At 61.4% G+C, this 4,689-nt stretch carries 4 protein-coding genes; 1 reads left to right on the forward strand and 3 read right to left on the reverse strand.

Annotation, left to right across the window (positions count from 1 at the left end; genetic code table 11):
• Positions 1-1,356: hypothetical protein (locus OXG98_18900; protein MCY3774082.1), on the forward strand; the 1,356-nt coding region annotated here is incomplete at its 5' end.
• 613 nt (positions 1,357-1,969) lie between these two features.
• Here the strand turns inward: OXG98_18900 and OXG98_18905 are convergent.
• The 3 genes from OXG98_18905 to OXG98_18915 all read right to left on the reverse strand — a co-directional run bounded on the left by OXG98_18905 (position 1,970) and on the right by OXG98_18915 (position 4,391).
• A complete protein-coding gene (locus OXG98_18905; protein MCY3774083.1) occupies positions 1,970-3,370 on the reverse strand; it encodes a hypothetical protein in 1,401 nt (466 codons plus the stop codon).
• A 323-nt stretch (positions 3,371-3,693) separates the two neighbouring features.
• On the reverse strand, positions 3,694-4,104 hold the full coding sequence (locus tag OXG98_18910) for a type II toxin-antitoxin system VapC family toxin (GenBank protein MCY3774084.1): 411 nt from the start codon (positions 4,102-4,104) through the stop codon (positions 3,694-3,696).
• Positions 4,101-4,391, reverse strand: coding sequence for an AbrB/MazE/SpoVT family DNA-binding domain-containing protein (locus tag OXG98_18915; GenBank protein ID MCY3774085.1), 291 nt, complete (start codon positions 4,389-4,391; stop codon positions 4,101-4,103). The genes OXG98_18910 and OXG98_18915 overlap by 4 nt, the downstream gene beginning before the upstream one ends.
• Positions 4,392-4,689: the final 298 nt, after the last annotated feature.

Consider the following 4,689-nt stretch of genomic DNA (forward strand, 5'->3'; position numbering starts at 1 on the left):
CGCACAGGCGAACGCGAGGAGAGGACCCTCATGACACTTTGGAAGAACCTGGTGGTTGCGCTCGTGGCCGCCTTCGCCCTTGCGGCGTGCAGCAGTAGCAGTGACAACGGAGGCACCGCTTCCGGCGACGGCGACATGCCGCCCGCGGCGTCCGGGCCGACGCAGGAGGATCTGGACGAAGCGAACCAGCGGGCCGAGGACGAGAAGAAGCGGGCCGACGACCTTCAGGCGGAGATGGATGCAGATCAGGCCGAGGCTGATCGAGCCGCCGCAAAGGCGCTCTTTGCCGCGCTAAGGCTTCCGCTCGCCGTGGCGACTGGGAATCTTGCTGACGGCGAGACGATTGATGTTAGCGGAATCACAGGTAGAGACCACAATGTCGTGATCCCCGCCCTTGGCAAGCCAGAGAACGGCATGTCCAGCGAGAGGGACGGAACGACGCAGTGGTCGGCATTTGTCAGTTCAACGCAAGAGGCTTCGGTCCGGCGTGCGTTCGCCGTGGAATTCGAGGATGACGATCGCTACGTTGGCAACGACGTCGACCGATTGAATTTTGGAACTCCCACGGCAGGGGACCCGGCAATCTCTTCGACTGGGTTCCCGCAGAGATCCGGTACCCGCAACTATGATCCGGGAAGCTCGTTCGGCGGTACTTACATGGGCGCTGCGGGAACCTATGTATGTGGGGATGACGCGTGCACCGCCACGTGGACTCTAACCGGCATCCAGCTTTCTGCCGGCTGGCACTTCAAGCCCGCCTCCGGTGCTCGCGTAGAAATTGCGGACGCGTCGTTTCAAACGTACGGGTGGTGGTTGAGAAAGAACGCTGACGGGACGATCGACGCCGGTCCCGCGTGGTTCCACAGCCTCGCTACGGCACCGCAGCCGACCAGCATTGACGCAATTCAGGGAACCGCGACCTACAGCGGTAGCGCGCTCGGAAAGTACGCGATCTACTCCGGAGCATTTTCGGAACGGTCTGAGGCCGGTCACTTTACCGCCGCTGCAGAGCTGACGGCTGACTTCGGCGCCGAAGACGCTCCCGGTCACATATCCGGCAAGATTGATGGATTCATGACGGCGGCCGGGTCCAAGAACTGGGAGGTTGAGCTGGAACGGACTGCGCTCGCCAGTAATGGCGGCTTCGATACCAACGATGACACGGACCCGACCGGCACAATCTGGATGATCGGTGATGTCGCTTCCGACGTGCGAGGCAACTATCAAGGCGCAATGTACGACGCCCGAGACGACCAGGACGGCCTTCCCTATGAAGTCGGCGGGACGTTTTCGGCACAATTTGAGGCGGGTGTAGGCCAGATGATTGGCTCCTTCACTGCAGTCGACCCGCAATAGCCCGACTCCACGATCGCCCGAGCGACGCTCCCCGTGCCGCTCGGGCGAGGACGGGGCAGTTGTGAGATTCGGCCCTAATCCGGCTCCCCGGTGCCACTCGACATAGAGATGGCTGCGACGGGCTGGTATTCGACGATCAGACCCACTGCCAAGAGTGCATAGCAGGCGCATGCGGCAGAAGCAGAGCAGCGGCCACAGGCGACGCCGATTTCAAAATACGGAGCGATTTCATCGTGGTTGAAAGCGCGGGCGCTCCAAATGATCTTCGTCCTCTAGAATCGTTTCTCGTGTTTCATAGCTTAGTAAGGACTCAACATGTTCAATGCTAGGCACTACATGCGGATGTCATCGTCAAGAAGATCGAGTGGCAACCCTTTATCGACACGTCTACATCTGCCTGATTCGATCGGATTTTCTGGCGTCAGGGATGACCGGGTATTCTCGTATATAATTCCCAATCGACAGGTCTGAGTCAGTTTCGTAAGAAACGATGATGCATGATGAAATCACGCTGTCTCCGGCGGATGGAATGATGGAAGAAGGAACAGGAGAGGGCACGGCGAACTAGAGGAACAGCCTCCTCCGGCCCGTACTGCCCGCCAGTTGCTCTGATTCAGGCCAGCGGAGGCTCCACCGGCAACGCCCGGAGATAGTCCCCGAAGGATGGAATGGGGATTCTGTATTGGTCAGGAAGATTGCCGGCAGGGGCCAGCAGACCGGCATGCAGTGCGTCTGTTAGGAAACTGTCAATGGTTTCTCCTGTTTTCCCGCGCACGGTTTCCGTGAGTGACTCGATTCCATCGTAGGACAACTGGCCGCCGTTCTCTTCTGCAGCTAGGGCCAGTCCCCTGTAGACCCAGGCCCGGCTGGACCCGGCAGCAAGCCGGCCGGCATAGTAGGCATCCATCCGTGCCCTGCCGTGCTCCAAGGCCATCTCCAGCAGATGCCTCTCAATGCGCCCGCCGTGGTCACGAATCACCCGGGCCGCAGCCACGGCCACCCGGTTGATGTGCTGCGGCCATCCCTGGGACAATTCGGCAAGACTGTCCACCCACGCTGCCCGATCCTCCGGCATTCCCGTGAAGTCATAGGCGTCGAAGACACTTTGGATGGCGCAGCTCGCATCGTCATCTGCGAGAGGCTCGAGATTCACTACCCGTTCATCGGCGAATCTCGACAGACCGCACTGGCGCAGCACGTCCCGGGTGTCACTCAAACCAAAAAACGCGGCCACCAGGGGAATGCCCTGGGCGTCCCGGTGGAGGCAATCGAGAACATCCCGGGTCATGCGTTCAACCGGTGTGTTCTGGGCTTCATCAACAAACACAGCAATATGGAACCCGCCAAGCATGTGCCCGGCATGCTCGAACAATCCTTCGGCGGACATCTCTTTTTCTCTCTTGCTCCAAGATACGCCACCTACCGAGAGGCCTCGGTCCGGTATCTCCTGAAGTATCTGCCTGCCCATATCAAGCAAATCACCCAACACCCTGGCAGCCGCACCGGATGCCCTGTTCCGGAGGCGCACGCTTTCCGCATTGGCCGCATTCACCATTGCCCTGACCACCCTGTCAGGGAACCGCAAGGATCCAGGGTTCACGGAAACCGCCACCCAGGGCACCTTTGGTGTCGAATGGTGCCGTACGGCCTCCATGCATTCCTCCATCAGCGCGGACTTGCCGGCGCCCGGGGCGCCTTGGAAGACCATCGTGCCGCCACCAACCATTCCTTCGCTGAGGCTTGTGATGGCAGAGCGGTAAACCCCGTATTCCGCATCACGCCCCCGGAAGAACGCCTCACGGCCCGCTTCGGAACGGTCCGCGCGTCTCAGCCATGTTTCCAGCGGTAGTGGATCAGCCGGGAGCGGCTTCGGAAAGGGTCCCTGGTTCATACTGGCAATCTTACCCCAACAAGGAGTGTCCCTGCGGGTCAGGAACTGGTTGGGAAAGGTTGGAACAATGCCGGTTGAGGCGGTTTTTCGTTTGATCCGTCGCAGGCGTGTCGTGCCGCTCACCGCGGCCGTACGAGGTCCGGCCGTTTCGTATTGGGACTGGAGGTATCAAGGCGTGTCGGTGCCTCCGCTCGGTGGGGGTACTCCCGGCCGGGGCGGCGACGGTGGGCGCACGCGTCCGGCATCAGCCGGCGGGGTGGCGTCCGGCGATCAGCTTGGTCCGATTGTGATGATGTTCGTCAACGACCGGCTGTTGATGGCCGCCACCGAAGAGGTCGGATGCACCATCATGCGAATGTGCGTCCTCCAGGACAGCGCAACATGACAGAGGGTGTAGTGTCAGCGCGGTGACCGCTCACGGGTCGTCAAGCGACGCAAACGGTACGTCAGGCGGTCAGCTCGGAAGGATCTGCCGCGTTTGTTCCATGGCGCTGGAGCCAAGCGACCGCGCCCCGATCGAAGCTCGCGAACACGGTCCCGCCAAGGCGCTCGCCCTGTGCGGCGATGGTTCCGTCGGCGAAATCTCCGCCTGCACGCAACGCAGCCAATCCCGCGTCAACCGCAGGCGAGTCGGTGACCACGGCGTCGATGGCCGCGATCGCCTCGATGGCGGCGGCTATGTCGCCGGTGCCATAGCCGTACCCGCGCTGCAGTACCCATGCGAACTCACAGAAGACCGGTACGGGTACGGCGATGACTGTCGCCCGCAGAAGCAGAGCCTGAGCCGTCGCGGCTTGGCCAGCGTCGTCCCTAACGACAGCCCGCAGGAGCACGTTGGTGTCCGCAGTGATCTTCACTCCTTGCCCGCCCATCCCGAGGCGGCAATCTCTTTCATCCCCTCGACGGAGAGCGACGTCTGCGGTTTTGCGAGCATGCCGAAGACGGCCTCGACGGACGTGCCGCGCTTCGACCTGAGCTGCATGCGCCTGTCCGCCAGCAGGTCGAGCTCCAGCTTGTCGCCGGGCCGAACCCCCAAGTGTGCGAGCACGTCCTTGCGCAACGTGATTTGTCCCTTCGAAGTTACTGTGAGGACGATGGCCATGAATTTGACTCCGTCAAAGGCTGAAGACTGAACGTAAGGCATATTCACCTTTCATTCAATTGTCGTACCGCCCGCGCTCGCGACATCTGCGGACTGAGGCCGTTCTGAGACAAGGCCTGATCGTGCAGGCAGAGGCGAACTCCGAATGCTGTCTTCGCAAGGTTCGCTGCTTATCGCATGGGAGAGGCGCCGGGGCTTTGTCCTGATCGCCCAAATCGCTGCCGGCGCGCGGCGGCGGCGCAAGAGCGGCTTCTAGGCTTGCTACCTCTTGTTACCGAGTTCGAAGCACTGGGCCAGGCGCTTGTCGCACAGGCGAGCACGGGGAGAAAACCTTCATGAC

The sequence above is a fragment of the Gemmatimonadota bacterium genome, from assembly GCA_026706345.1.
Taxonomy (GTDB): Bacteria; JAAXHH01; JAAXHH01; order JAAXHH01; family JAAXHH01; genus JAAXHH01.